Raw genomic sequence first — 24143 nt, 5'->3', positions numbered from 1 at the left:
AGGTTCCCAAGTTGGCTACGGTTAAAAAATCTGATGATTTAATAAGCTAAAAAGTGTAAGAAAAACGGGTTAACAGCTGCATGGGTTCATCCTTACCCTTATTTTTATGGACTAGCGTTTTGCCGCGGCTCATCTCAACATCGGCAAAGAAATGTTGATAGCGCAAAGCCATACCAACACTTAATCCCGCATTGCTCTTCCATGATTCCTGGTGGTTGTAACTTTTGATCTGGCCGATATCTGCGCCGATACGTAGGGTAAGTGAACTTTCAGACAGCGGTATTGAATGGGATAAGGTATTTCTCAGATACCAGCCGTTATCTGCGGAAAGTGTATGATTGCTGAACCCCCGCACAGTATTACGGTCGGTAATATTGAGCCACTCAACACTGGGTAATCCTTTTGGGCTGTACTGAGCGTAAAACTGGCTATTAAACCGGTACGGCATGGCAAATAATTTGAAGTGCTGCTGTAAATTTACTGATAGCTTCCCTTTGGTGAATTGCTTATTCAGGTTGTCTGTGGAGGTTTGAGCACTGAACCACGGCGTTCCTTGCTCAATACCGGCTTCAAAAGTGATAAGTCCACTGGGGATAATTTGTAAATGACTGATTCCCAGTGAAAACACAGTTAATGTCTGGCTACTGTGCCTAAGTTTCTCAAGACCGAAATAGTTGTTGTAATTCTTGTAGACAAATTGGCTGTTGGCCGTCGAGAGCTGCGATTGATTACGGTGGAATATCCAATCCATACGTACGCCCGACTGTTGTGAATTACCATGCAGTTTGCTCGAATGTTTCTGTAATTTTGGATGGCTTGTGTAGCGGGAATAGCTGGTAAAGCCGCTGAAAGTCACAGCCCCGTAAGGGAGTGAATAGAACAGAGTGGCGGCCCGGTTATATTGGCTATTGGGTTTATCGAGGGTACTGACACCGCTGAGGCTGATGAAATCGGATAATCCCAAAGGGCTGTCGATACTGGTATTCAGCCGACTAATCCATTTACCAGTACTTTTTTGCCCATAGTTATCAGTTATTACGGTGATCCGCCACGGGGGGGAATGCTGGTTATGCAGCCTGATGATAGAGCCGCCATTAACTGTACCGGGCAGAATATCAAGCGTTGTTTTGTTTGATTGTAAGCGATTCGACTGATCCAGCCCTTGATCCAACTGATTGAGATTCAAAGGTTGATTGATCAATCCGGGGAATAACATCCGGCTGTTAACCCAGTGATCACCGCCTTCAATGGTTTCGACGAACCCTTCAACAACATTGAGTCCCAATTCTCCACGGTGATTGGGAGGAATAAATTGTACCCGAGCTGTAATATAGCCTTTGGCAAGATAGAGATTAGTGATTTCTGCTGTCAGTTTGTTGATGTCATTGTTAGTAATGCAATCATCGGGCAATGCACTGAGTATATTCAGATCTGCCAGAGAGAGCAGAGTCATTCCTTGAAGATAAACACCATTGATATCCAGACATGGTGGTGCTTCAACCAATACGGGTGATACGGTTTGTGGCGAAGTGTTATCAGTACGATCAATAAATCCTTGATGTCGGCGTTGTTCAATTAACCGGCCTATTTCTCGTGAACTGTCCTGTAAGGTTCTTCTGGCTTCATCCATTGTGGATTCAGTCATAGATAGTGCGGAGTCGGGAGTTTCAGGCAATGAAATTACCTTAAAAGAGGTAGCTAACAAGACGATGATTGCTGTATTTTTGAACATCGCAACACCCAAATGATAATGGTTAAGTTGAAAAGTAACTTGAGATCTATTGGATATAGTTATAATGGTTCACTAATTAATCATTTAAGCATAGAAATTATTTTATTTGGCTCTGATTAACGGGATCAGTCTGCCTTATATGATTATTTATAGTTATATATTTAACTTAACCATTTACTATTACCCATTTTAGTTATGTTTTGTCGTGTGATTTAAAACTAACTCAAATGAGAAGTGGATTTAACTGAAATTTCAAATAAATGGTGGAAAGACACGAGTTTTGTTTTTCAAAAATTCGTGTTTAAAAGTGTGATATTGGTTATTAATAGTGCATGTGATTATTAATTTATACATTCTTATTTATTGAGAAAATAATCACTATATAAAAATCTTACTTTCAAAAAACAAAAGAATGAAATATAAACAAGGAAAAAGTGAATTAAAGTAAATTAATAGAGGGAGGTAATGTGGGAAAGTATTATTCAGCCAATGAATAATATTCATTGGCTGAAAATTTATTGCTTAAAACTTATTATTTAAAATCTGATGAATAAGATATTAAGCAACAATTGGCGCACGCCAGTCGTCAGCACCAGAAGTACCGGCAGTAGTGTGTTCCCACTCGATCTTACGGTAAGACAGAGAAACACGAATCAACTGAGTGAATTCAGATTTTGCTGGATCTTGGCAGTGTGGCATTTTGCAGTCGATATCAACGATAGTTGCATCTATCAGTTTAGTAGTAAAGAAGTGCTCTTGTTTACCTTCGATAGAAGTACGATACCACTTCAGTTCTACAGTTGTTAACATTTCGCCTGAAGCCAGTGCGTTGTAAAGCAGAGGAACTGCTTTATTCAGTGCAACGGTGAAGCGGAATGGTTTATGTGCACGCTGACCAGAAGGCTGACCAGACTGTGGATCAGTTGGAACAGTAACAATGTGGTCAAATTCTTGAACCAGCATTTCGTCTTCGTGACCCTGAACAAAGATATTGCCTACTGATTCAGCAGTGAATGCGCCAGCAGTGATATTACCCTGAGTTTTTCCGTTGATGGAAATATAACATGGAGTTGGCATATGAATATCCTATAAAAATTTACCAATATAAATATAAGTGTAAGTGCTCATTCCTTGCGTGATGATTCCATTCATTGATGAAATGAAATTAGCGATGCCGAACACTTGGGGCGAATAATAAAGCTGAAATTGTCTGATGCAAAGTTATTTGTAAATTGCAAGACGAGTTTAAATTCAATGACAAATAAAAATTTTATAATCATTGCCGTCGTAATATTTATGGCTAAATTTTTATAAAAATCAAGGCTGTTTCTCTGTATAAAAATCAATCTTCATATTTTTGATTTATGTAACATGTTGATAATAAGTGTATTTTTATTTTTTAATAATATAATTTTTATGATCATTTATAAAGTGTGATATGCGTCAAAAAAATGAGTTGGATAAGGTTTTTAATGGAGAATAATTGATCTAAATAAAATAAAAAATATACTTTATGATAATCATAGGTCACAAATTTGCAGACTATATTTTATTCACAAGATATGAAAAATATTCCTTTATATACAATTGACAGGTAATCGGTCTATATACTCTTATAGAGAGTAAAACCAAAGTTTTATCTATTTTGTAAGGAAAAAATATTTATAAGTTTCTAGAAAACACCATAAAGGTACTAAAAGCCAGAATAGAGGGGGTTATCAATAAGTGTTTTGGCTTTACATCAAAAAAATAAAGTGTCAAACTCGCTATTGACGATTTTTTATATCGATGTTAATTCCACTATTGGATAGAATATTTCTGTATCTTTATCTATATGCTGATATATAAAAATCTATTTGTTCCTGCAAATACAGTTGTCTTGCGCAGCCTATTTCTTTAGGAAGGCCTGCTGCGTTTGTTATACGGTTAAACATTGTAATTATTCTCTTACCAATAATGGGTTGTTAGACAGTTCATGGTTGTATTAGCCAAAGGGTTGAAATATGAGTAAGAATAGTCCTGGTAGCGTAGCTCCGAAAGAAAGAATTAATATTAAATATGTTCCTAATACCGGCGACCAGACCGCAGAAGTTGAATTACCTCTGAATCTTCTGGTTATTGGTGACTTGAAAGGAAAGAAAGAAGATACGCCAATTGAAGAACGACAGACCGTTTCCGTGAATAAAAATAATTTTAATGCGGTAATGAATGAGGCGAACATCAACCTGACTTTTAACGTCCCTAATCGCCTTGAAGAAAATAGTGAAGAAGATCTACCAGTTAATCTGGAAATTAAATCACTGAGTGATTTCTCACCGGATAATATCGCCAAGAAAGTACCAGAGCTGAATAAACTGCTGGAACTGCGTGAAGCATTAGTTGCATTAAAAGGCCCTCTGGGAAATATCCCCGCATTTCGCGCTCGCTTGCAGTCACTGCTGGATGATGAATCCGTTCGTGAGCAACTCCTGAAAGAACTTGAAATCATCAATAAAAAATAACTCGTTAAAGGAATTTTAAATGGCTCAGCACGAAGAAAACAGCACAGCACTTGCTTCTGGCGCAACGACTTCTCTGCTTGATGAAATCATGTCTCAAGCGAGGATGACTCCTGAAAATGATGGCTATTATATTGCAAAACAGGGTGTAGCAGCCTTTATTGGCAGCATTCTGGATACAGGCTCTAACGAAGAACCTATCAACAAACTTCTCGTTGATAAAATGATCGTTGAGCTTGATAAAAAGCTGAGTGAGCAGATGGATGAAATCATGCACGCTAAGCCGTTCCAGGAGCTGGAATCTTCCTGGCGTTCACTGAAAATGCTGGTGGATCGCACTGATTTCCGTGAAAACATCAAAATCAACGTTATTCATGCGACTAAAGATGAATTGTTGGAAGACTTTGAATTCTCTCCTGAGATCATTCAGTCTGGTTTCTACAAACATGTTTACTCCACGGGTTACGGCCAGTTCGGTGGTGAACCTGTTGCTGCCGTTGTTGGTAACTATGCTTTTAGCAACACCACTCCTGACATCAAATTGATGCAGTATGTCAGTTCGGTAGGAGCAATGGCTCACGCGCCATTCCTCTCTTCTGTTTCACCTGAATTCTTCGGTGTTAACAGCTTTACTGATCTGCCAGCTATCAAGGATCTGAAATCCGCATTTGAAGGCCCGTCACACACCAAATGGCGTTCATTGCGTGAGTCTGAAGACTCTCGCTACCTGGGCTTAACCGCGCCACGTTTCCTACTGCGTCTGCCATATTCTACCGTTGAAAATCCAATCAAAAACTTCAACTATCAGGAAAATGTCAGCCGTGACCACGAACACTATCTGTGGGGTAACACTGCTTATCTGCTGGCAAGCTGTCTGACTGACAGCTTCGCTAAATACCGCTGGTGTCCGAACATCATCGGTCCACAAAGTGGCGGTGCAGTAAATGATCTGCCAGTCCATCTGTATGAAGCAATGGGTCAGGTTCAGGCGAAGATCCCAACTGAAGTACTGATTACTGACCGTCGTGAATTTGAACTGGCGGAAGAAGGCTTTATTACTCTGACCATGCGTAAAGGCAGTGATAACGCTGCATTCTTCTCCGCAAACTCGGTTCAGAAACCAAAAATTTTCCCAAATACCCGTGAAGGGAAAAGTGCGGAAACCAACTACAAGTTGGGTACTCAGTTGCCATACATGTTCATCATCAACCGTCTGGCTCACTACATCAAAGTATTGCAACGTGAGCAGATCGGTTCCTGGAAAGAGCGTCAGGATCTGGAGCGCGAACTGAACATGTGGCTGAAACAGTACATCGCTGATCAGGAAAACCCACCAACTGACGTTCGTAGCCGCCGCCCACTGCGCGCCGCTGAAATCAAGGTATTGGACGTTGAAGGCGATCCAGGTTGGTATCAGGTGGCAATGCAGGTTCGCCCACACTTCAAATACATGGGTGCAAGTTTCGAACTGTCTCTGGTCGGACGTTTGGATAAGGAATAATCATGGCTGCGCTGTACAGTTGGAACAGAGGCAGCTCTGCCAGTCTGTTCGAGCGCATTCAAGGGAAGAGCTCCGGCTCTTCCCGTCAGTCAAGGATGCGTGCACTGCTTGATTCTATAAAGAAGCATTTGAACGAAGTGCTGAATACGCGCCCTGGTGCCTGCCAGAGTGCCATTGAGCTGGGTGTCATTGACCTCAATGATGCAACTGCAACGTCAGTGGATTTCAAACAAAGTATCGAGTGGGCGATAGAAGAGTGCATCAGAAATTATGAGCCCAGAATATCAGCGGTTTCTGTCAGTGCCATCAATGATGATTCAGATCCGTTGTTATTGAGCTTTCATATCAGTGCTGAGATTTCCCTGGATGATATCAACGATGTTGTGGAATTCAGCATCCAGTTGGATAACAACCGGCGCTATTGCCTGGAGCGAACTCAATAAATGTCATTTGAAAAATATTTCAGAGATGAGCTGAACTATTTGCGACAACTGGGGAAAGAAGCCGCAGTTGAGCGTCCTCATCTTGCCGCATTTCTGTCTGAACAAGGCTCTGATCCCGATGTTGAACGTTTGCTTGAAGGTTTTGCATTTCTGACAGGCAATCTGCGGGCAAAGATTGATGATCAGTTCCCGGAACTGACTCACGGCTTGCTCAATATGCTCTGGCCTAATTACCTGCGTCCGACACCTAGCATGACCATCATCGAATATACCCCTGATGAGAGTGTTGTGACGAAAGCAACACAGGTTAAGCGCGGCACACAAATTATGAGTAATCCGCTGTCAACTCATGATGATATTTACTCGAACGACCATTCTTTGAACGGACAATCGAGTGGCAAAAGAGACGATCATAGCCGCTGTACTTTCACATTGTGCCGTGATGTCTGGCTTTTTCCGCTCTCCATTCAGGACATTTCCGTTAATAATAGTAATGAGCAAGGGATTATTGGTCTGAATTTTGCTTCGAAAACGGAACTGAACCTGCATGAACTGGAGCTGGGTAAATTGCGGTTCTATCTGAGTGGTGATGACTATACCACTTCTCAACTCTATTTCTGGCTCTGCTATTACTTCAGAAAAGCAGAATTGGTGATTGGTGATACGGTTATTCCTCTGCCGGATTTTGACTTCGTACCGGTTGGATTTGAACGGGAAGATGCGCTGTTGCCTTATCCCAAAAATGCTTATATGGGGTATCGCATTTTGCAGGAATATTTCTGTTTTGCGGAAAGTTTCCTGTTTTTTGACGTTAAGGGATTCCCTGAATTTCCTGAAGATCTCAAAACCAAAGATTTCAAACTGAATTTACATTTTTCTCAGGCGTTACCACCAGAAGCTAAGATTCGCCACGATACTTTCCGTCTGCACTGTACGCCGGCTATTAATCTGTTTCCAATGGACAGTGAAGCTATTGAACTGAATGGCAGTCAGACTGAATACCCATTGAAGGCCAGTTATAGCTTTCCTGATAACTACGACATCTTTTCTGTAGATGGTGTTGAAAGTTGGCTGACGGGAGAAAATGGCGAACGCAGTCGGGCACGTATCGGTGAACGGGTTTATACCCCGTTTGAAAGTTTCAATCATCAGATTGATAACGAAGATGAACACTCAATGCGCTATTACCGTCTGCGAGTGAAAGAGTCATCTTTCCGCAGAGGGCTGGAACATTTCATCTCATTTGTACGTGGGGATGAATCAGATCTACTCAGGCTCAAACTAAAAGAGAACGTCTCTATCGGCCTGACATGTACCAACCGTGAATTGCCGTTGCAGCTTCGTGTCGGCGACATTAATTACCCCTCCATCGGCAGCCCGTCATTTGCAACATTCCGCAATATTACGCGTCCGTCAGTACCGCTTTATCCGTTGTTGGATGGTGGTTTGCACTGGTCGTTGCTGTCAAATATGTCGCTGAACTATATGTCATTGCTGGATAAGGATGCGCTGAAACAGGTGCTGCGTACTTACGATTTTCCAAGTATTCACAATCGACAGTCCAAACGATCATCACAGAAACGGCTTGATGCCATTGAAAAGATTGAGACAGAGCCGACAGATCGCCTGTTCCGCGGACATCCTGTACGTGGTTTGCGTTCCACTTTGTATATCCGGCAACAGGCATTCAGTTCGGAAGGCGAGCTGTATCTATTCAGTACGATTCTGTCACGGTTTTTCTCACTGTATGCCAGCGTCAACGCTTTTCATATGTTGAAGGTAATCAATTTAGATAATCAGGAATGTTATGAATGGCCGGTACAGATAGGTCAACACTCGTTGATGTAATCACTGAGCAGGATCCTGCCACACCATTGGCATTGGATATCTCACGATACAACTTTTACCAGCTGGTCGAATTGCTCAATCAGCTGGCGGTAGCGTGGGAAAAAACCGGCGAGACGGATCGGCCTGATCGTGAATCTGTCCGTTTCAAATCCAATGCCAGTCTGGCATTTCCTACTCGTGATGTGATTGCACTGAAGCAGTCTAAGCAAGGGTATTTTGAGCTGGAAGTCTCTTTTATGGGGCTACATGGCAGCCAATCCCCGATGCCGGGTTATTACCTGGATGCACTAGCGTGGGAAGACGCACAAGGCGAAAACCGACTGACGGATTTCCTCAATCTGTTTAACCACCGCTTAATCACGCTCTTGCACCAGATTTGGCGGAAATACCGCTATTACATCTGCTTTAAGCAAGGTGGGGAAGATAGCTTTTCTCAGCGCATGTTCTCGCTGGTGGGATTGGGAAGTGATGTCAACCGCCGGATGCTGAACATCAATCACAGCAAAATGCTGGCGTATGCCGGGTTGCTGGCAAGCCCCGGTCGTTCACCGGAGGTGATATGCAGCCTGGTTTCCCACTGTTTTGATTTGCAGGATGTCACTTTGCACGGCTGGCAATTCAGAAAAGTCATCATCCCCGTTGATCAACAGAATCGACTGGGTGGCACGAATAAAGGGCAAAAAATTGGTGATACCGAACTGTCCGTATTGGGGCAGAACTTCACCATCGGCTCATGGATCGGGGATTACAGCGGAAAGTTTCTGCTCAGTATCAACAATCTGCCCCGTGATCGGTTTCTGTCATTCCTGCCGGATGGAAAGAACTATCTCCCGTTGGTGATGTTTATCTCTTTCGTCATGCGCAGCCAGTTTGCCTGGGAATTGCGTCTTGGCCTGGCGGAAAACCAGGTCAGTGGCATGGTGTTGGGGGCGAAGCAGAATAACCATCTGGGATGGACCAGCTTTCTCGGAGAACCAGAAAAGAAACCCTCTGTCACAATTTCAGTTATGGAATAACGACTATGGAAAAACATCAACCAACGCTTTCATTGCGGGTGCTCAACAGTGAGCAACTAGAGAGTGGTCGAGCCGCCAGCTACCAGTTTTCGACACAGGGTGGTACGGTCGGTAGCAGTGAAAGTCACTTGTGGTCTGTTCAGGACAGCCAGGGCAATATCCAGCCATCACAATTCTCTATTCAATGGCGTGATGGTTCATTCTGCCTGCAAGTGCTTGCTGATCCGGTACAGATAAATAATGCCCCACTAACACCGCAATCCGGTCTGATCCGTTTACAACAGGGAGATCAGATTAAGGCGGGTAACTTGTCGATCAAGATCCACGTCAGCTTTTCTGAGGCGGATCGGGTTGACCCTTCGACGGTATCACCGGAGGCGCTGGTTTCCAGTTACAGAAATCCGTTGGATGCCATGATGGAAGGTGTATCGCTACAAAAATCCGTGTTTGCCAAAGATGACAGTATTGCGCCAACCGTAATGCACCGTTTCAGCGATGATCCTCTCAGAGTACTTGATAGTGAGAGTCTGACTACATTGCAACCACAGGTTGAAGCCGATGATACGGAGCAGCTTTTGCCGCCTGATCATTATCAATCCCCCCCATTTGCTAACCCTATTTCTGATAACCGAGGCAGTGTTATGGATCAGGAGTTTCTTGATTTACCGGATATCGCTTCCGATCGGCATTACGAAGATATGGATGTTGATCATGTCGCCATTACCCCTTTGATGCGCGGGCTGGATACACAGTTACCTCTGCATGACACCCAGCAGGCCAACGATTTTCTGCAAGAGATGGGTAAAACCATGAAAGCGGCGATCGAAGGGCTATTGGCGCTCCAGCGTGAACAGCACGGATTACGTGATAAACAGCTTCGTCCTATTGAGGATAACCCACTACGTCTGAATATGGATTATGACACCACCATGCAGGTGATGTTTTCCGATCAGAAAAGTCCTGTACACCTGTCAGCACCCGCCGCCGTAGCGGAAAGCCTGCATAACCTGCAACTGCATTATCAGGCCAACCGGACAGCGATCTCCGCGGCGTTGGATACCATGCTGGAAGCCTTTTCCCCTGAACAATTACTCCGCAGATTCTCACACTATCGCCGTAGTAATGAGGTCAGGAACAAAGATGCGTCCTGGGCGTGGGAAATGTACACCAACTATTACCGCGAATTGGCTTCCAGCCGCCAGCAGGGGTTTGAAAAGTTATTCCGCGAGGTGTACGAGCAGGCTTATGACCGCGCACTGCGTCAGGGCTTAGAGGACGCCAATGATGAAACGTTCCGGTAGTCAGCGCATATGGGCCACAGGGATCTTATTGCTGTCAGTGATATTACTGAACGGCTGTAGCAGCGCATGGAACGCCACTAAAAAAGTTGGGCAGGTCATTTGGGATCCTTCCACTCCTGTGGGAAAACCGAGTGAACAAGCCTCAATTGCCAACATCACATTGCTGGCTGAACCCGATATCAATCCCAATGAAAGTGGTGAACCCGCGCCTGTTGAGATGAATCTGGTTTATCTCAGTGAAGATTCGCGTTTTCTGGCTGCCGACTATGACCAGCTTGAAAGTGACAAGCTCGAAAAAGCATTGGGAAAAAATTACATCGATCATCAGGATTACACCCTGTTGCCGGGGCAATATAAGCCTCTGGAAACGATCACATTGGAAAAGAAGAACCGTTACATCGGTGTCATTGTTCATTATGCAGGCGTCAATCAGTCTGAATGGAAAAAGATCATCCGGGTAAAAGACATGGGTCGCCATTACAACATTTTGGTGCATGTCAGAAATAACGACGTCGAACTTAGAAAAGAGGAGGAGGAGTAATCATGCCAGGAAAAAATCGGGTGATTTGGCACGAAGGATTATTCATCAAGCCACAACATTTCCAACAACAACAAAAACACAATGATTATCTGGCTCATAGTCTTGTCTCCGTGTTGACAGCATACGGTCATGGTTTCAGCTCCCTGAGCATCAATGATGATTTGCTTAAGCTAGGACGTATCGGTATCACCGAAGCCAGCGGCATCATGCCGGACGGTACAGTGTTTTCAGCACCGAGTCAGGATCTGCTGCCAAAACCACTGGATATTGAAAACATCAATGATCTGAAAAGCAAAGACGTCTATCTGGCATTACCGATGTCCAGCGATACCATTCGTGAAGTGGCTGATCGGGATGCTGAAATTCAGAGTGCAGTACGTTACCGCGAATTGCCGAGCGATATTCGTGACCTGCATACTAAAGGTGGTGACTCCTCCATTCTTAATCTTGCTCAATTGACTCCGGTACTGATGCAGGGTTCTGAGGATATGAGTGCCTACACTGCCATTCCGCTGTGCCGCATCAAAGAAAAGCAGAAAGATGGCACAATCGTTCTGGATAACGAATTTATCCCGACCTGCCTGTCCATTTTTATTGCTGACAAACTAAAACGCTTCATGGTGGAAATTGATGGATTACTGACAGAACGTTCAAGAACATTGGCGAAACGCATTGGTTCTCCGGGTCAGCAGGGCGTTGCAGATGTGGCAGAATTCATGATGCTCCAACTGTTGAACCGCGTTCAACCTTTGTTCAATCATTATGCTAAACAAACCGTCCTGCATCCGCTGCATTTGTATACCCAATTGATCCAAACCTGTGGCGAATTGAGAACCTTCACGGACGCAAGCCGTCTGCCGGGAAATATTCTGGCCTATGATCACAATAATCTGACAGATACTTTCCAGGACGCCATGCACGCTATCCGTGATGCGCTGAACGTTGTTCTGACACCACGTGCAACATCAATTGCCCTGAAACAGAACGAAGGTGGTATTCGTGTCGCAACACTCCACGACAACGACTTGCTGCGTAAAGCCGAATTTGTTCTGGCTATCAGCGCTAGCACACCACAGGAACAGTTGCGTCGTCAGTTCGTACAGCAAACCAAAGTCACTTCTATGGAACGTATCCGTGATCTGGTCAGCGTTCAGTTGCCGGGTGTACCACTGATTGCGTTGTCCGCAGCACCTCGCCAGTTGCCATATCACTCTGGATATACCTACTTCCGTCTGGATCAGAAGAGTCCGGCATGGAAAGAGATCCAGCAGGGCAATTCCATCGCGTTCCACGTATCAGGGGATTTTCCTGACTTAGATATGCAGCTCTGGGCTATCAGGGGCGGTAAGGAATAATCATGAGTGATATCAATGTTGACAGTCCGTCACTGGAAAAATTTGAAAAACAGGCTGAAACGCTGAAAACGTTTCAGCGCCAGTACCAGCTACCGTTACGTGGTGAAAGCCTTAACCCGATGATCGACGCCGCCACTCCTTTACTGGGGATGGTACTGCGTTTGCAGGACATGAGTGATCAGGCACTGCCAGATAAGCTTTACCAACAGGTTGTTACTGACATTCGCGCTATTGAGCAGCTTCTGCAAACCAAAGGTTATGAACCCGGTGCGATTGTTTCATTCCGTTACGTATTGTGTACCTTCATTGATGAAACCGCATTGGGGCACGGTTGGAACAGCCAGAATGGGTGGTTGAAGCAATCACTATTGGTGCACTTCCACAATGAAACCTGGGGCGGTGAGAAAGTCTTTGTATTGCTCGAACGCCTGATGGGAGAGGCTCAGCGCTACCAGCACCTGCTGGAGTTCATTTACCTCTGTCTCTGTCTTGGTTATCGCGGACGTTACAAAGTCAGTACCCAGAAAAATGACGACTTTGACCGCCTGTTCCGCCGCTTGCAGCAGCAACTTCACTCACTGCGTGGAGAAGCACCACCGACCACGCTGTATGTCAATATCAACGAACGAGATGCGCGTTATCGCCTGAGCAGGCGTTTGAAAATCAAACATCTGTTTGTGATAAGCGTCGGTCTGCTGATTGCGATTTATAGCTTTTATGCCATCCGCCTCGGTGATCAGACTCAAGACATATTAAAGCAGCTAAATAACTTATTAAGATAGGAAGTCGTCATGATTCAGATTGATCTGCCCACTCTTGTAAACCGTTTAAACCCGATGGCCCGTCATGCACTGGAAGCGGCGGCGGCATCCTGCGTCAGTCAACAGCAACCTGAGATCACGGTTGCTCAACTGCTGCTGCAAATGATCGATACACCACTCAGTGATGTGCGTTTGATCCTTAATAAAGCAGACGTCGATAAAGATTTGCTGAAAGAGCAACTCGATCAGGTGGTCGCACATCATCAGGCGATTGTACAAACTTATCCGAACTTTTCTCCAATGCTGGTGGAATGGTTACAGGATAGCTGGCTGCTGGCTTCCACCGAAATGCAACATCCCGAACTGCGCAGTGGCGTAATGTTGATTGCCTTGTTATTCAGCCCACTGCGCTATCTGGCTCCGCAGTCTGCGCGTTTGCTGGCAAGCATTAACCGTGAACTGCTGCGCCAGAACTTTGCTGAATGGACAAATGGCTCTGCCGAACAGCCTTTCAGTGCCAGTGATAAAGAGGGGCAAGGTGTACATCCGGCAAACAGTGACAGCTTGCTGGCGCGCTTTACCCAGAACATGACTGAGCAGGCTCGTCAGGGCAAACTCGATCCGGTACTGTGCCGTGATAATGAAATCGACCTGATGATCGACATTCTTTGCCGCCGTCGTAAAAACAACCCCATCGTTGTGGGTGAAGCAGGTGTAGGTAAAAGTGCTCTGATTGAAGGTCTGGCGCTGCGTATCATCAATGATCGTGTACCAGATAAACTGCGTAACAGTGAATTGCTGACTCTGGATCTCGGTGCGTTGCAGGCAGGAGCCGCAGTCAAAGGTGAATTTGAAAAACGTTTCAAAGGCATTATGACTGAAATCAATCAGTCATCTGTGCCGATCATTCTGTTTATTGATGAAGCCCATACCCTGATTGGGGCAGGTAATCAGGCCGGCGGACTGGATATCTCCAACCTGCTGAAACCTGCACTGGCGCGTGGTGAATTGAAAACCATCGCTGCAACGACATGGAGCGAGTACAAAAAATACTTCGAGAAAGACGCGGCATTGTCCCGTCGTTTCCAGTTAGTAAAAGTCTCTGAACCCAGCGCAGCAGAAGCAACCATCATTATGCGTGGCCTGCGAGCCATCTACGAGCAGGCACATGGGGTCCTGATCGACGATGAAGCACTGAAATCCTCAGCCATATTGAGTGACCGTTATCTCTCTGGTCGTCAGTTGCCGGATAAAGCGATTGATGTTTTGGATACCGCTTGTGCCCGCGTAGCTATTAACCTGACATCGCCACCGCGTCAGATTTCCTCCCTGACGACCGAACTTCATCAAATGCAGATGGAAATCGATGTGCTGGAAAGAGAACAGCGGATGGGGCTGAACGAACATGCAGAAAGACTGGAAGAGCTGCAAAACCAGCAACAAGAGATCCAGGAGCAACTGACCACTCTGGAAAACAGTTGGCAGCAACAGCAGGAACTGGTGAAGCAGATCATCGAATTGCGCAGTCAGCTGTTGTCTGGTGATCAAGCAGAAAATAACACGAGCGAACAAGAAGAAACTGCCGCAGAACCAGCCGATGAACAATCTCTGATCGAAAAACTGGCACAACTCAACGCACAATTGGCTGAACTTCAGCAGAAACAAACACTGGTTTCTCCGCATGTGGACAAAACCCAGATTGCCGCTGTTATCGCTGAATGGACGGGTGTTCCGTTGAACCGCTTGTCACAGAGCGAACTGTCAATCGTGACTGAATTGCCTATCCATCTGGGACAGAGCATCAAAGGGCAGGAAATTGCTATTCAATACCTGCATAAGCACCTGTTGACCGCACGTGCTGACCTGCGTCGTCCGGGACGTCCTCTGGGAGCATTCCTGTTGGTAGGGCCAAGTGGCGTTGGTAAAACCGAAACCGTATTGCAACTTGCTGAACTGATGTTTGGTGGTCGTCAGTACCTCACCACTATCAACATGTCTGAGTTTCAGGAGAAACACACCGTTTCACGTCTGATCGGTTCTCCTCCGGGTTATGTGGGATACGGAGAAGGCGGCGTGCTGACCGAAGCTATCCGTCAGAAACCTTATTCCGTTGTCTTGTTGGATGAAGTGGAAAAAGCTCACCCGGATGTGTTGAACCTGTTCTATCAGGCATTCGACAAAGGTGAATTAGCAGATGGTGAAGGCCGTATCATCGACTGTAAAAACGTCGTGTTCTTCCTGACCTCCAATCTGGGCTACCAAACCATTGTTGATTACGCCGAGCAACCAGAGCAGATCAATGATCAGCTTTACCCGGAACTGGCGGCATTCTTCAAACCTGCCCTGCTGGCTCGTATGGAAGTGATCCCTTACCTGCCGCTGGGCCATGAAACGCTGAAAACTATCATTCGGGCCAAATTGGACAGACTGGACAAACTGTTGTCCCAACGCTTCAACGCAGAAGTCACTATCAGCGATGATGTGGCCGAAGAGATCCTGCAACGTGCTACCCGTACGGAAAATGGTGCCCGTATGCTGGAATCCATCATTGACGGTGCACTGTTGCCGCCAGTTTCACTGTTGCTATTGCAGAAAATGGCAGCAGGCACCCCAATCCGTGCCATTCGTTTAACCGTAGCAGAACATGAGTTCCACGCAGAGGTTGAGGAGGCAGAATAATGAAACAGCGGCTGAAAAGCGCGTTAGCGTTATTGGAAGATAACACCATTGAACAACTGGTTGACCACTTTTTGCTGGTGAGCCAAAGCTCGCGTTTTGATGCCCTTTTAGTTTTCCTGCTTAACAGTCATGAAAACAGGCTGGAATGCTGTAATTTGCCAAACATCAATCTGCCAGATCTTAACTTACCAGAACATCAGCAAACCAGCTCACGCAGGCTGCATGTGGATATTGATGATGTCAATAACCCATTGATACAAGTGCTGCGTAAGGGAACCTCAACGTTATGGGATTCCCTTAACCACGGGGCACGTATTGACGATATTCACTTCCGCACATTTATTGCAGAGCTGCCGCATAACTGCGGGTTGTATGCCATTCCTCTGTTTGACTACAACGGACAGGCTTGCGGTGTTATTGCCATTTTTGCCGAAAATGTCAGCCATTTTATCAACAATGAAAACATGTTCGGCATCTATTGCCATGTCATGCAGCACCGTCTGAAAAAGTTGCAGGAACTTGAACAACTGCGTGGGCAGTTACGCCAGATCCGTCAGGTATTTCAGGTCCAGCGCCAAAAAGAAAAACAATTGGATGAACTGCTTGCCTCCCTGAGTGAATCGAAAAACTCAAGGGCAGGCAGTATCTCCGTGGATTACAGCCACATCGATAATCTGCCAAAAGCCATAGAAGAATTTGAAAGTGCCGTGTTGGTTCAACGTCAGCGTCAATATGGCAATGACACCAGACTGATTGCTCAAAGTCTGGGCATTGCTCAGCGCACGTTGGTTTACAAACTGGCAAAATACGGGTGTAGATTATGAATATTGTGTTAATTATCAGCTCATTACTTGCGTCATTGGCAGGCGATCCCAAACTTGCGGAGATGGCAGGGGCAAAAGAAATCGCAGAGTCCAAACCACAGGAAGTGGCTGTACAAGAAGTGATTGTACAACAGGAAAAACAATTGAGTGCACTGCAACAATGCCGCTTTGAGCCATCTCCTCTTATCCGACTGGCATGTTATGACAGGGAGTTGGATAACCTTAAGGTCAATGCTTTGCCTGTGACGCTGGAAGACATGGGGCCTTTATGGCGGAAAGCGATGGAGCAGGAAATGCAACGTACCGATTATTCCACCGGTTTCATCGTCACACAGGGAGAAAACGGTACAACCCGGATAGTCCTGACCACCCCTGCAATCGGGGTTCCGCCACCGCGGCCTGTCTTGATGCTGAGCTGCATTGATCGCATCACCCGTTTGCAGGTAGCTTTGCCTAAACCGGCGGAGTCGGGGGAGGTCACTATCACGACAAACAAAACCCAGTTCAAAACCGAATGGTTCTTGCGGGAACGCGGTTACTTATGGGAATCCAGCCGTGGCTTGCCGGGGATTGATGAAATCAAACGCTTAATGGGCAGCGACCAGATGACCATCACGCCAGGTCAAGGTAGCCAGATAACCTTTAACATTTCTCAGTTGGAGCAGGCCGCGAAACCATTGCGCGAAGCCTGTCGTTGGTAATCGACATGGATATCAGAACACAATTCGACTGGTTCGGCTCCCTGCTGACCCCACTGTCCGACGAACAGATTGGCAAAGCTCTGGATGACAATGAACCGGCATGGGAATTTATTGATGGCGAAATGATTAAATTTGGCTCGCTGTCACATAGCTCGCTGGATATCGGAGAAATCCAGCGACAGGCTCTGCAACTTTTCAGCGAAACCAGCAAAGATTTCCGGTTGATGGTGCACTTGCTGCGAACCCTGCAACACGCAGGCCATCCTGCTGAATTGCTCTTAGCGATAGAGCTGTTGACTGAGTACGTGAAAAACTACTGGGAAAAAGCATGGCCGAACAAACCATTGTTGAAGCGCCGTCTTGCACAGCAGGTGATCAAACGTTTTGATTCTGCTCAGGCAGGCTTTACAGAGCAATCCAGCAAAAATCAACGGGATGATGCACAAGGGGTATTAGCTCATCTTGCACAATGCTGGCACGCGAGTGAACCTGATCTGGCAAAAGAAATTGATCAACTGCGTACCCGTTATAACCGTCAGCCAGGAGCAAGCCCGGCACCATCACAGCCTACTCCTGCGATATCAATGGCACCCAAAGCAGAGACTGAAGCACATTCACATCAGACAGATTCACATCAGGTCAATGAAGTTGCACCAATGCCGGAAGTGGACGTCAATAGCTCCAGCGAAAAAGCGTGGAAACAAACCCTGATGACGGTTTCAGATCTGCTTTGTGAACGATATCCGGAATCACCTATCGGTTATTGCCTGCGCCGTCATGCCGTCTGGCATACCATCACGACGGCACCAATGGCGAATGCCACGGGTAAAACACCGTTGGCACCGACTTCTGCGGATCGTACTGCTGATTATTTGGCAAGGCTGCCAACAGCGGATAACAAGCTGCTGGCGCAGATCGAGCAGAGTCTGACACTTGCGCCTTACTGGCTGGATGGACACGCCATTGCTGCTCAGGCCGCGTTACAACTGGGCTATAAAAATGTTGCACAGGCCATTCGTAACGAACTGAATGCGTTTTTAGAACGGTTACCCATATTAAAAACCTTAAGTTTTTCCGATATGAGTTCGTTTATTTCTACAGAGACTCTGAATTGGCTGGCACCTGAACCGACTGCATCAACCGGAGGCGGTTCGGTGTCTGCTGATCAGGAAGCTATCTGGCAATGTTTCCAGCAGCAAGGGCTGGAAGCAGCCCTGAAAATGTTGGAAGAGCACCAGCAGCAACTCACGGAGCCCCGTGATCAATTCTATGGTCAGTTGCTCAATGCTAAACTTCTTGAAGAAGCTGGCATGACAGCACTGGCACAGCAGCATTACCGGAATTTGTTACACACTGGACAACACATGTTATTGACTCAATGGGAACCCAGCCTACTGACTTTACTGGCTGAAAAAATCCCTTCGCTTGATAAGGATACTGCTTCCAACAGGAGCGTTAACCCATGAAATGGCCCTCTTTGTCATCAATCTCTCAATTGAAATCGGTCTTGCCGGCGCTGGGGAAATTTAAATCCATGCCGCGTCTTAAAGCAACGACGGCACTTATTCTGGCGCTTATCCCCTGTCTGCTCCTGATAGCAGTCTGGTGGTGGGGATCGGAATGGAAAATACGTGAAGATTACCCGCTGGAAAGCCTTGCTGCCCGTTGGTTGGCGACGGCCATTATCATTATGGCTGTGCTAGGTTGGATCGGCATGAAAGCATGGCGTCGCTTGCGTCAGCTTGAAAAACTGAACCTTGACGTTGAACTGAAAGTGGTTGATCCGGTACGCGTAGATATTGAATACCAAGACCGTTACCTCGATCACTGGAAATCTCAGTTACAGCGCCATCTGGACTCCTACAACTACCTGTACGAACGTCCGTGGTACATGGTGATCGGTAGCCAGCAGAGCGGTAAAACTTCTTTGATTAAGGAAGGTTACAAACTGTCTGAAATTGCCGCACCGGAATACCTGCGTCAGGACGGCGAAATTCCTCTGTTGCTGCGTTGTTGGTTGGGGGAAAAAGCAGTCATCATTGACCCCAGAGGCCATCTGATTGACCAGCCCGTTCCGCTGAACAGTGACAAACCGCAGATCAACAGTCGCCTGTGGGAAGCTCTGCTGAACTGGTTGTCGGAAAACCGTCAGCGTCAGCCGCTTAACGGCATTATTCTGACCGTAGACACTTTGCGTTTGCTGACAGATAACCGTGAACAACGGGATCGGTACGTGCGGGAAATCCACCAGCGTTTGCAAGAAATCCGTCTGACCTTCCACAGTCAGTTGCCGCTCTATCTGGTAATGACCAAGATTGACTTGTTGCACGGCTTTGAGGCGATGTACCAGTCACTGGATCGCAAACAGCGTGATCAGATCCTCGGTGTTACTTTCAGTCTCAACAATCACCTTAGCAGCCGTGATGAAAAAGCATGGCGTAGTGAGCTGGAACAATTCTGGCAGAAGTGGATGAACAACCTGAACGGTGCAATGCCGGATATGATGCTGAACAGTGTTGATGCCAACCAGCGCAGCGCATTGTTCAGTTTCACCCGTCAGATTCAGGGTCTGCACAGTTATATCGTGCAGATGCTGGAAGACATTTTGTACAATGACGAAAACCATCGTCCGAGGCTGCGCGGAGTTTACCTGACTTCCGCCCATCAGATGGGACAGATGGACGACATATTTACCCAGTCGGCTTCGGCGCAGTATCACCTCGGTACGCAGGCGTTTCCGACATGGCCGACGGGTGACACTTTGCCATACTTCACTCAATCCCTGTTTGAAGACGTATTACTGGCAGAGCCGAATCTGGCGGCAGAAAACCGGATCTGGCTGAGCCGCAATCGCCGCCAGTTGTACACCTTCTCCACCGTTAGTGCGCTGGTCATACTGACAATGTGGGGTGGCTGGCATTATTTCTACCAGAAAAACTATCGGGCAGGGGAAGAAGTGCTGGCAGAGGCGAAAAAATTCCTCTCTGTACCCGCTCCGAAAGGTGATGACAACTACGGTAGTCTCCAGTTGCCGTTGCTGAACCCGATCCGTGACGCAACACTGGCTTACGGCAACTACTACGAGAACAAATCTTTCCTGACGGACATGGGGTTGTATCAGGGCAGCCGGGTAGGGAAGAAAGTGGAAAACACGTATCTGAATCTGCTGGAGCAGCATTTCCTGCCATCCCTGATGCGTGTTCTGTTGGATGACCTGAATAAGGCACCAGCAGGCAGTGAGGAAAAACTCGAAATTCTGCGTGTCATGCGCATGATGGAAGATGAGAGTAAACGTAATAAAGGGTTGGTGGCACAGTATATGCGTGAGCGCTGGAGTAAGGCGTTTTATGGTCAGCGTGATGTGCAGGAGGCATTGCTGACCCACCTGAATTACGCATTGGATCTTTCTAAGTGGAAAGAGAAACGCGATGCAGGCGATCGGGAGGCTATTGATAGCTTCGCTCCGTTTGCGAAACCAATCCGACAGGCTCAGCAGGAGCTGAGCACACTCTCCGTTAAACAACGGGTTTATCAAAACCTGCGTATCAAGGCTCAGGATACTCTGTCAGCGCCTATCAACCTGCGTGATCAGATTGGCCCGAGTTTTGACAGCGTATTTGTCGCCAGTAACGAAAAACGGCTGGTGATACCTCAGTTCCTGACCCGTCATGGCCTTATGGATTACTTCGTCCAGCAGAGTGATAAGTTGGTAGAGCTGACCGAGATGGATAGCTGGGTGCTGAACTTATCGAAGAATAAAGATCAATACAAAGAGTCGGAGCCGTCACAACGTAAAGACAATTACAGTAAAGCAGATCGGGATAGGATTGAGAATGAAATCACTGAACTGTACCTGGCAGATTACACCGCAACATGGCGGGCAGCGATGAACAACCTCGAAGTACGTGATTTTGAGGATTTGCCACAGGCTATCAGTGCCATTGAACAGGTAATTAGTGGTGAACAGCCTATCAAACGGGCGTTACAAATCCTGAGCGATAACACCAACCCGCCGATGCTCGACAGCTCATTGAGCAATACGGAAAGAAATGCGTTATTGGAGAAAAAGGATTACAGCTTATTGACGGATATCAGCCGTGGTTTTGCACAGGAAGCCGGCGTATTGATTGAGCATGGTGATAAGGGCAGTACATTGCAAAGCGTCTACCAGAAATTGATGGCATTGCATCGTTATCTGCTGGCTATCCAGAATTCACCAACACCCGGTAAGGCGGCACTGCAAGCAGTTCAGATGCGTCTGGATAAGAACAACAGTGATGCGATTTTTGAAGTACAGCAGATGGCGAAAAACCTGCCAGAGCCGTTAGATCGCTGGGTTGGAGAACTGGCTAATCAGGCGTGGCGTGTGGTGATGATGGAGGCGGTACGCTCACTGGAAGTGGAATGGCAAGATACTGTCGTCAAACAGTACAACACCTATCTGGCTGGCCGTTATCCGTTCAATCCGAATGCTAAAGAAGAAGTACCGTTAAGCGAATTTGAGCGCTTCTTCCGTCCGGACGGCACACTGGATGCTTTCTACAAGCAGAGCCTGAAACCATTTGTGGCAAACAACCTCACCACGGGTACGGATGGTCGTGAACTGATCCGTCCTGACGTGTTGAAACAGTTGGAGAATGCAAACCGCATTCGCGCCACCTTCTTCTCACCACAAAATGGGTTGGGAACTCAGTTTGCCATTGAGCCAGTGAATCTGACTGGTAACAAACGTCGTGCTCTGCTGAACCTTGATGGTCAGTTGGTGGATTATACCCACGGCCGCAGTAATGTTGCACGTCTGATATGGCCGAACACCATGCGTGCGGGTACAGAAAGTAAATTGACTCTGATGCCGGACAGAAGCAATCAGGCACCGCGCTCTGTCAGCTATGTGGGGCCGTGGGCTCAGTTGCGGCTGATTAACAGCGGCAAACTGACCAACGTTCAACCGGGTTCCTTCGACGTACGCTTTAGCGTAGAGGGAGGTGAGGTGACCTACCGCATCTACGTGGATGAATCGGACAACCCGTTTGCCGGTGGGCTGTTCAGCCAGTTCAAACTGCCGGATACCCTCTATTGAGGTGAAGAGTATTGAAAGTAAAAACCTCTCCTGCCTCCGGGCAGGTTTTTTTAAGGAGAAAAAACAGACATGAGCGGGCACCCTGAAAATCTCATTATCCGGGCAGGCGGCAGTCCACTGAACCTGCCGGAATTCGCGGTTATCCGCGATGAAATCAACAAAACCAGCCATCCGTCGCAACCGGAAGTGAACTGGATGCTGGTGGAATCGCTGTCACTGACCTTGTTCAAAACCAATGGCGTTGATTTGCAAACGGCAATTTATTACACATTAGCCAGAATGCAGCTAAACGGGCTGGCGGGATTCACTGAAGGTTGTGAACTGTTGGCAGGTGTTATCGTCAGTGAGTGGGATGCCTTGTGGCCGCCACAGCCGCAGGTACGTACTGATTTGCTGGAATGGTTCCACACCCGTACTGGTAGCATACTGCGTCAACTGGACTTTGCCGCCAGTGACCTGCGGATGATTTATCGTGCCGAGCGGGCACTTCAGCTGATTATCGACCGGCTACAGCAATCCGACCTGAAACGTTTACCGAGAGTGGAGAATTTACTGTGGTTCTTCCAGAACGCGGCGAAAAAACTGGAGAAACCTCGGCAGGCCGCGAAACCGGTACATCAGCCGGTACAGATGCCACCACTGGTCTATCTGTCCAAATCCGAATCAGAGCCGGAAACATCACCATCTTCTCTACCGCCACATCCTGAAAGTATTACAACGGGTAACCAACAGAGGGTCAAAGTACAGTTTCCTGAACAACCGCCGCGCGGCCTGACAGCATGGCAGGGCTTTGGTCTTGGGGCATTGTTGGGGGTATTGGTATTGATAGGAAGCTGGTTGCTGCTCTACAAACCGCTGCAACAGCAATTGAATGCCATGACAGAACAACCAGCAGGTTCACGATTGGCGTGGCTGTACCAGCCGGCCTTAGCAAACTATTCATTCCAGCTTGACCGTTTGGCAGAGACATCTCCTCTCGCCACATGGGAAGCAGCCCGGACAGTGACAACAACCGCTGAGAAACAGTGGCCACAATCGGCAGAGCAGGTTAACGCCACCCGTAACTGGCAACAACAGATGACTGCCCGTATCGACAGCGTACCGTTGAAAGGCAGTTGGTACACCACTCGTGATCAGCTCCAGCAACTGGCAGACAAAATCCTGTTACAGGAGCGCACCCGTGGCAGTTTTACCCTCTCTTATCTTAAGACTGCCATTTACGACATCCAGCGCAGCCACGGCAGCGAAGTACCACTGGAAGAGCTGCTGCGCCAGTTGAGTGCTCATGTGGAAAAAGGCGAAGCTGTTCCGCCTGTACTGATGAAAGGAATCAATGAGCGTTTTAACGCGCTGCTCGGCCGTTATGACCGCTTGCGTTATGTGTCTGAACAGCGTGACCGTACCGCCAAACACGTCGGTGGCGAGTAAACTTTGTTGTTATGGACTTCACTTTGAATGAAAGTTTTTCCCAACCGTTCAACTTGAATGTAGGACTGGCGAGTGCTGATCCGGCTATTGATTTTCCAACCGTACTGGATCGCACAGCCACACTGACCATTTTGCAGGATGGTGTTGAACAACGTAGCATCACGGGGGTTGTATCCTACTTTGAGCAGGGTAACACTGTATTCGGTATTACAAGCGGGATACGGAATTGTAACAAATACAAAATTGGGAGTTTTATATTTTAAAAAAGCGCCTCAAACCAATACGAAACTTGATAAATATGGTATTGATTATAACTCCTGAAAGTATTCCATACAGCCTAACAGCATTGAAGCCGGGTAATAATGATAAATCTCTTATGCTGTTCTGGTTCAAAAAGCCGATAACCGCTGATACAGGAGAAATAACTTGCGGGTG

Annotated in this window: 17 protein-coding genes and 1 pseudogene; 16 read left to right on the top strand and 2 right to left on the bottom strand. The window is 46.9% G+C overall.

What is annotated here, in order from left to right; all coding sequences use genetic code 11:
• Positions 1-46 precede the first annotated feature (46 nt).
• Together HGO23_RS01145 and HGO23_RS01140 are read right to left on the bottom strand one after the other, a co-directional pair.
• Positions 47-1732 carry a ShlB/FhaC/HecB family hemolysin secretion/activation protein gene (locus tag HGO23_RS01145; protein WP_209027655.1) on the bottom strand — a complete coding sequence of 562 codons (1686 nt, stop codon included), beginning with the start codon at positions 1730-1732 and terminating at the stop codon, positions 47-49.
• A gap of 558 nt (positions 1733-2290) precedes the next feature.
• Positions 2291-2809 (bottom strand): Hcp family type VI secretion system effector, encoded by a 519-nt coding sequence (locus HGO23_RS01140; RefSeq protein ID WP_099135343.1) that lies wholly within the window; start codon positions 2807-2809, stop codon positions 2291-2293.
• 926 nt (positions 2810-3735) lie between these two features.
• On the opposite strand from HGO23_RS01140, the gene tssB reads away from it, so the two are divergent.
• The 16 genes and pseudogenes from tssB to HGO23_RS01060 form a co-directional block, all read left to right on the top strand.
• Positions 3736-4233, top strand: a complete 498-nt coding sequence (gene tssB / locus HGO23_RS01135; RefSeq protein ID WP_038269549.1) for a type VI secretion system contractile sheath small subunit — start codon at positions 3736-3738, stop codon at positions 4231-4233.
• A 19-nt stretch (positions 4234-4252) separates the two neighbouring features.
• Positions 4253-5731 carry a type VI secretion system contractile sheath large subunit gene (gene tssC / locus HGO23_RS01130; RefSeq protein ID WP_099135344.1) on the top strand — a complete coding sequence of 493 codons (1479 nt, stop codon included), beginning with the start codon at positions 4253-4255 and terminating at the stop codon, positions 5729-5731.
• Between the two features lie 2 nt (positions 5732-5733).
• Entirely contained in the window at positions 5734-6174 is a 441-nt protein-coding gene (gene tssE, locus HGO23_RS01125) for a type VI secretion system baseplate subunit TssE (protein WP_099135345.1), read from the top strand.
• The gene (gene tssF / locus HGO23_RS01120; RefSeq protein ID WP_209027653.1) at positions 6175-8022 is read left to right on the top strand and encodes a type VI secretion system baseplate subunit TssF; all 1848 of its coding nucleotides are present in this window, start codon (positions 6175-6177) and stop codon (positions 8020-8022) included.
• Positions 7986-9038: a type VI secretion system baseplate subunit TssG gene (gene tssG, locus HGO23_RS01115; protein WP_099135347.1), complete on the top strand. Its 1053-nt coding sequence runs from the start codon at positions 7986-7988 to the stop codon at positions 9036-9038. The genes tssF and tssG overlap by 37 nt, the downstream gene beginning before the upstream one ends.
• 5 nt (positions 9039-9043) lie before the next feature.
• Positions 9044-10339, top strand: a complete 1296-nt coding sequence (tagH, locus tag HGO23_RS01110; RefSeq protein ID WP_099135348.1) for a type VI secretion system-associated FHA domain protein TagH — start codon at positions 9044-9046, stop codon at positions 10337-10339.
• Positions 10320-10880 (top strand): type VI secretion system lipoprotein TssJ, encoded by a 561-nt coding sequence (gene tssJ / locus HGO23_RS01105; RefSeq protein ID WP_416777117.1) that lies wholly within the window; start codon positions 10320-10322, stop codon positions 10878-10880. The genes tagH and tssJ overlap by 20 nt, the downstream gene beginning before the upstream one ends.
• Positions 10881-10882: 2 nt before the next feature.
• On the top strand, positions 10883-12235 hold the full coding sequence (tssK, locus tag HGO23_RS01100) for a type VI secretion system baseplate subunit TssK (protein ID WP_099135349.1): 1353 nt from the start codon (positions 10883-10885) through the stop codon (positions 12233-12235).
• A 2-nt stretch (positions 12236-12237) separates the two neighbouring features.
• Positions 12238-13017, top strand: coding sequence for a type IVB secretion system protein IcmH/DotU (icmH, locus tag HGO23_RS01095; protein WP_099135350.1), 780 nt, complete (start codon positions 12238-12240; stop codon positions 13015-13017).
• Between the two features lie 9 nt (positions 13018-13026).
• Positions 13027-15675: a type VI secretion system ATPase TssH gene (gene tssH, locus HGO23_RS01090; RefSeq protein WP_209027651.1), complete on the top strand. Its 2649-nt coding sequence runs from the start codon at positions 13027-13029 to the stop codon at positions 15673-15675.
• The gene (locus HGO23_RS01085) at positions 15675-16499 is read left to right on the top strand and encodes a Fis family transcriptional regulator (RefSeq protein ID WP_099135352.1); all 825 of its coding nucleotides are present in this window, start codon (positions 15675-15677) and stop codon (positions 16497-16499) included. The genes tssH and HGO23_RS01085 overlap by 1 nt, the downstream gene beginning before the upstream one ends.
• Positions 16496-17200, top strand: coding sequence for a type VI secretion system-associated protein VasI (vasI, locus tag HGO23_RS01080; protein ID WP_099135353.1), 705 nt, complete (start codon positions 16496-16498; stop codon positions 17198-17200). Before HGO23_RS01085 ends, vasI begins: the two co-directional genes overlap by 4 nt.
• A 5-nt stretch (positions 17201-17205) precedes the next feature.
• A complete protein-coding gene (gene tssA / locus HGO23_RS01075) occupies positions 17206-18666 on the top strand; it encodes a type VI secretion system protein TssA (RefSeq protein ID WP_099135354.1) in 1461 nt (486 codons plus the stop codon).
• On the top strand, positions 18663-22280 hold the full coding sequence (tssM, locus tag HGO23_RS01070; RefSeq protein ID WP_209027649.1) for a type VI secretion system membrane subunit TssM: 3618 nt from the start codon (positions 18663-18665) through the stop codon (positions 22278-22280). The genes tssA and tssM overlap by 4 nt, the downstream gene beginning before the upstream one ends.
• A 69-nt stretch (positions 22281-22349) precedes the next feature.
• Complete coding sequence (locus HGO23_RS01065; RefSeq protein ID WP_209027647.1) at positions 22350-23708, top strand: VasL domain-containing protein; 1359 nt, start codon at positions 22350-22352, stop codon at positions 23706-23708.
• Between the two features lie 2 nt (positions 23709-23710).
• Positions 23711-23911: pseudogene (locus tag HGO23_RS01060) on the top strand (contractile injection system protein, VgrG/Pvc8 family); the annotation flags it as partial.
• Positions 23912-24143: the final 232 nt, after the last annotated feature.

It is taken from the genome of Xenorhabdus budapestensis, assembly GCF_017743015.1.
Lineage (GTDB): Bacteria > Pseudomonadota > Gammaproteobacteria > Enterobacterales > Enterobacteriaceae > Xenorhabdus > Xenorhabdus budapestensis.
The sequence above is the reverse complement of the archived record's forward strand: the minus strand, read 5'-3'. Positions and strand labels throughout refer to the sequence as shown.